At 55.7% G+C, this 4,299-nt stretch carries 5 protein-coding genes; all 5 read left to right on the forward strand.

Features of this window, described 5'->3' with window-relative positions; genetic code table 11:
• The first annotated feature begins 32 nt into the window (after positions 1 to 32).
• Positions 33 to 1,487: a catalase gene (locus D5S03_RS06835; protein WP_287043137.1), complete on the forward strand. Its 1,455-nt coding sequence runs from the start codon at positions 33 to 35 to the stop codon at positions 1,485 to 1,487.
• Positions 1,488 to 1,605: 118 nt separating this feature from the next.
• Positions 1,606 to 2,631, forward strand: a complete 1,026-nt coding sequence (locus tag D5S03_RS06840; protein ID WP_287043138.1) for a DnaJ domain-containing protein — start codon at positions 1,606 to 1,608, stop codon at positions 2,629 to 2,631.
• 36 nt (positions 2,632 to 2,667) lie between these two features.
• Positions 2,668 to 3,183: a YeeE/YedE thiosulfate transporter family protein gene (locus tag D5S03_RS06845; protein ID WP_008869933.1), complete on the forward strand. Its 516-nt coding sequence runs from the start codon at positions 2,668 to 2,670 to the stop codon at positions 3,181 to 3,183.
• Positions 3,180 to 3,707, forward strand: a complete 528-nt coding sequence (locus D5S03_RS06850) for a DUF6691 family protein (protein ID WP_008869932.1) — start codon at positions 3,180 to 3,182, stop codon at positions 3,705 to 3,707. Before D5S03_RS06845 ends, D5S03_RS06850 begins: the two co-directional genes overlap by 4 nt.
• Positions 3,708 to 3,739: 32 nt before the next feature.
• A partial coding sequence (locus D5S03_RS06855) for a nitroreductase family protein (RefSeq protein WP_287043140.1) occupies positions 3,740 to 4,299 on the forward strand: 560 nt, incomplete at its 3' end.

Here is a 4,299-nt window from a genome sequence, read left to right on the forward strand (position 1 = left end):
ATAAACCATAAAAACGAAAAAGGAGAAACATCATGGCAGACAATCAGGGAAAACCCACAACCAATGATGCCGGAATGCCGGTATCCAGCGATGAGTTTTCATTGACCGTAGGCCCGGACGGCCCCATCCTGCTTCAGGATCATTATCTGCTGGAGCAGATGGCCAATTTCAACCGGGAAATGATTCCGGATCGCCAGCCCCATGCCAAGGGTTCCGGGGCCTTCGGGCACTTTGAGGTCACCAGTGACGTGAGCGCCTATACCAAGGCGTCATTATTCCAGCCAGGGGCCAAGACAGAGGTCCTGGCCCGCTTTTCCACCGTTGCCGGAGAGTCCGGCAGCCCGGATACCTGGCGGGACGTGCGCGGTTTTGCTGTCAAATTCTACACCCCGGAAGGCAACTACGACATGGTGGGCAACAACACTCCGGTGTTTTTTATTCGCGACCCCATGAAATTCCAGCACTTCATCCACTCCCAGAAACGCCGGGCGGACACCGGCCTGCGCTGCCACGACATGCAGTGGGACTTCTGGACCCTGTCCCCGGAGTCCGCTCACCAGGTGACCATCCTCATGAGCGATCGCGGGGTGCCCAAAACCTACCGGCATATGAACGGCTACACCAGTCACACCTATATGTGGGTAAACGCCAAAGGCGAAAAGTTCTGGGTCAAATACCACTTCAAGACTGACCAGGGCATTGAGTTTCTAACTGATGAAGAAGCGGACAAAATTGCCGGCCAGGATGCCGACTACCACCGCCGGGACCTGGCTGAGGCCATTAAGCGCGGTGAAAATCCCAGCTGGACCCTCAAGGTGCAGATCATGCCCTTTGAAGACGCCAAAACCTACCGTTACAACCCCTTTGATCTGACCAAGGTCTGGCCTCACAGCGACTATCCCTTGCACGAGGTGGGACGGCTGACTTTGAACCGCAATCCGGCCGATTTTCATGCCGAGATTGAGCAGGCCGCCTTTGAGCCCAACAGCTTTGTGCCCGGCATCGGCCCCAGCCCGGATCGCATGCTTCAGGCCCGGCTTTTTTCCTATGCCGATGCTCACAGGGCCAGACTCGGGGTCAATTACAAACAGATCCCGGTCAACCGGCCCAAGGCACCGGTACACAGCTACAGCAAAGGCGGGGCCATGCGCATTGAAAATGTCTCCGATCCTGTATACGCCCCCAACTCCAAGGGCGGACCCAGCGCCGACCCAAAGCGTTATCCCGAAGAAGCCGTCTGGGAGGCCTCTGGAGAATTTATGCGCACCGCCTATACCCTGCGCAAGGATGACGACGATTTCGGCCAGCCCGGTACCCTGGTGCGCGAGGTCATGGATGAGGCCCAGCGTGAAAGGCTGGTGTCCAATGTTGTCGGTCATCTCAAAAAAGGCGTCAGCGGCCCCATTCTGGAGCGGGCTCTGGAGTACTGGCGCAATATTGACAAGGATATCGGCGAGCGCATCGCCAAAGGGGTGAAAGGAAGCTGATGTCAAAGCGCCTGCGCTTTTTTCAGGCAACCCCTGACCGCTTGATGTAAAAATACGTATTGCAGCCCGCCTCAAGGGGCGAACCCACGGGGCGGGCCGCAACCAGAAGGAATATTTCGTGTATCTGGCCTGGAAAGATCAGAACAAAAAAAGATATTACGTTATCCGCCAGTCTGTGCTCAGTCAGGGGGTGTATGTATCCAGGGATCTAATGGACCTTGGCCACGACCCGTCTGTTTTTCTTGAGTACCCCGGGGGCAGGAGCTTTTATATTCACGAGCAGGTGGAGGAGCAGCTAAACGCCTCCGGCACTGCCTGGGATTACGGGGACCTGGAGGATGTATTCTGGCCTTTTGTGAGTCCGGACATAAAAAGATCCCTGCAGGGCTTCAAGTCCAGGGACGCAAGAAATGCCAGGATTCCGGAGCTTACCCACCAGGAAGACGAATTCATCCGCAACCGGCTGCACATTATTGACAAGCGCCGCTACAACTACCTGCGCCTGGGGGAACTGGACCAGTCAAAACTCACCCGTATACCCACAAAGTTCTACCGGCCACTGGCCTTCAAATCCAGGGATGAACTGGAGCATCTGTTCATAAACATGGAAGGCAGCCTCAATCCCTCTGAATACTCCCTGTATGTATATTCATTTTTCTATCTGCGCCGCTTCTTTGATGAAATCATAGCCGGGAAGATGCCCCAGGGCCTGGACCAGCACAGACTGGACCGCTTGTTTTTACAGGAAGTCTGCCGGCTGGACCGGGACGTTTCCTTCTGGAAGGGCCATGCAAGGAAAAAGGGCCTGCATAAGTATCTCAGGCGCTATGTGATCATGTATTTCGATTATCCCTTTTCTACGGGCAATATCCTGCAGGAACATATCCGGGACTTCATGGCCCGCAACCGGGCCGGGTTTGAGCAGCCCCGACCGGCCAGGAAGGAGCCTGGCATGGAGGAGGTCAGTACCATCCTGGGCATGTCCGTGCAGAAACTGAAAAAAATGTCTATGAGGGAACTCACCAGGATCTACCGCCGCCGGGCCCTGAAAATGCACCCGGACAAGGGAGGAGATCATGAGGAATTCATCAGGTTGAATGAAGCCTATCAGACCCTGCTGAAAAAGATTCGGCCAGGAACATGAGCTTTTCAATTATCAAACTTTATTCAAGGAGGTAATATGCCCAAGAGTACAGCATGGAGCCCATATCTGGCCGGCGCTCTGAGCGGACTGGTGGTGATCCTGTCCGTATGGATAGCCGGTCAGTATTTCGGAGCATCCACAAGTTTTGTCAGAGCAGCAGGCATGATTGAAGGCCTCATCGCACCGGAGAGGCTGGAGCAGCTGGAATATTATGTCCAGGTGGCTCCCCAGGTTGACTGGCAGTGGATGTTTGTCACCGGAATTCTGGTGGGTTCTTTTATCGCCGCCAGAACCTCCGGCTCCTTCAAGGTGCAGTGGGTCCCGGACATGTGGCAGCAGAACTTCGGGTTCACCCCGGTCAAGCGCGGCCTCATGGCTTTTGCCGGAGGTGCCGTGGCCATGTTCGGAGCCAGAATGGCCGATGGCTGACCCAGCGGACACGGGTTGAGCGGTACGCTTCAACTTTCCGTCAGCGGCCTCATCTCCCTGATATTTTTCCTGGGTGCCGGAATCATCATGGCCAGGATTATCTATGGAGGTGCTAAATCATGAAACTTATCATAATCGGCTTAATTACCGGCATTCTGTTTGGCTTTCTGCTGCAGAAAGCCCGGGTGGTGCGCTACGACAAGCAGCTGGGCGCCCTGCGTCTTTTGGACATGACCATTATCAAATTCATGTTCAGTACCGTCCTGGTAAGCATGGTGGGAATATATCTTCTCTATGACCTGGGACAGGTGGATCTGTCCATTAAGACCACCATCATGGGAGCCAACATAATCGGGGCCATCCTTTTCGGACTGGGCTGGGGCATGCTTGGATACTGTCCAGGGACCTCTCTCGGGGCTCTGGGCGAAGGCCGCCTGGACGCTTTGTGGGGAATCCTGGGCATGATAGCCGGAGCAGCCGTATTCGCCCAAGCCTATCCAGTGCTTAAAAACACGGTCTATGCCTGGGGGGACTACGGCAAAATCACCCTGCCCCAGGTGTTGAACATCAGTCACTGGCCGGTTATCCTTGCCTTTATCATTATCGGACTTCTTCTCTTTGTCTGGTTTGAAAGAAAGGGTCTGTAATTTTGCAGACCTGAAAACAGGAGGACAAGCCTATGCAGGTACACGAGGCCATTGAAAAAAGACGCAGCATCAGAAAATTTGCAGACGATCCCGTCTCCAGGGATGAAATCATGCAGCTTCTGGAGGCGGCCAGGCTGGCCCCTTCAGCCATGAACGCCCAGCCCTGGAGATTCAAAATCGTAGACGGCAGGGAAGACATCCAGTGGCTGTCGGGTTCCCCAACCCGGGGCCAGAAATGGGTGGCCGGAGCAGGTGCGGTGCTCATCTGCTGCGCAGACATCACCCGGTTTCTGGAGGATGCCAGGGCAGCGGTGCGTTTTCTGCGCGACAGCGCGGTTCTGCCCCCGGAAATGCAGGCCGGAGTGGAAGACTACGTGGAAAAGGCTCAAAACGCCCCCACCGAGGTGCTGCGCGGGGCAGTGGGCATGAACTGCTCCATCGCCCTGACCCATATCATGCTCCGGGCCACTGAGATGGACCTGGGCACATGTTGGATCGGCATGTACGATGAAGAGGCCCTGCGCCAGCGCTTCAACCTGCCGCAGCAGGCCGCAGTGATGGCCTTGCTGGCGGTGGGCCGGCCGGCTGAATC

It is taken from the genome of Desulfonatronospira sp. MSAO_Bac3, assembly GCF_003838035.1.
Taxonomy (GTDB): domain Bacteria; phylum Desulfobacterota; class Desulfovibrionia; order Desulfovibrionales; family Desulfonatronovibrionaceae; genus Desulfonatronospira; species Desulfonatronospira thiodismutans.